The 745-nt window shown below is 43.1% G+C and carries 2 tRNA genes and 1 rRNA gene; all 3 read right to left on the bottom strand.

The features are described from left to right. Positions 1–252 precede the first annotated feature (252 nt). A tRNA-Ala gene (locus EWU21_RS11190) sits at positions 253–329 on the bottom strand. 119 nt (positions 330–448) lie between these two features. Next, a tRNA-Ile gene (locus EWU21_RS11195) sits at positions 449–522 on the bottom strand. A 127-nt stretch (positions 523–649) separates the two neighbouring features. Beyond that, positions 650–745 (bottom strand): 16S ribosomal RNA (locus EWU21_RS11330); the annotation flags it as partial.

Genomic DNA, 745 nt, shown 5'->3' on the forward strand with positions numbered 1-745 from the left:
AAATATCTTCATCCCGAAGGATTCAAATTCTAATTTGCTCTTACTCTTTACTTTATTCTCACAATATGTCAAAGAACCTTGTGTGAAATTCAATAAACTTGCGCTCATCTCATTCACATCGTTCCCATTCCGTTACTCACATTTGAGTAGGGGAGGGTGGTGTTTTTAGTCGCTAGTCACTAGTCGATAGTCGACAGTCATTAGTTAACTCTTTCAATCTGTTGATCAAGCTCGTTTGCTTAATCTTTACTCTGGTGGAGAATAACGGATTCGAACCGTTGACCCCCTGCGTGCAAGGCAGGTGCTCTAGCCAGCTGAGCTAATCCCCCAGGTTAATGGGTTCTCTTTGTTAATCTCTTTATTAGACTCGTTTGCCTAATGCTTACTCTCTACTCTATACTCTCTAATCTTTACTCTTATCTCTTGTCCCACATGCCTTCATTTCTTGTGGGCCTGCGTGGACTCGAACCACGGACCTCTACATTATCAGTGTAGCGCTCTAACCACCTGAGCTACAAGCCCGCTTTTATTCTTGTATAATCTTTTTGAAAGCTGCTCTCTTTCGAGCAGGTTTCCTTTAAGCGTGTGATAAAAACAAAGAAGATGAATAATCACTCACGTGATCACCCGAAAATAATAGCTTCTCCAGAAAGGAGGTGTTCCAGCCACACCTTCCGGTACGGCTACCTTGTTACGACTTAGCCCCAATTACCTGTTCTACCCTAACTGGCGGTTTAACGGCCAG

The organism is Aquirufa antheringensis, from assembly GCF_004307425.1.
Lineage (GTDB): Bacteria > Bacteroidota > Bacteroidia > Cytophagales > Spirosomataceae > Aquirufa > Aquirufa antheringensis.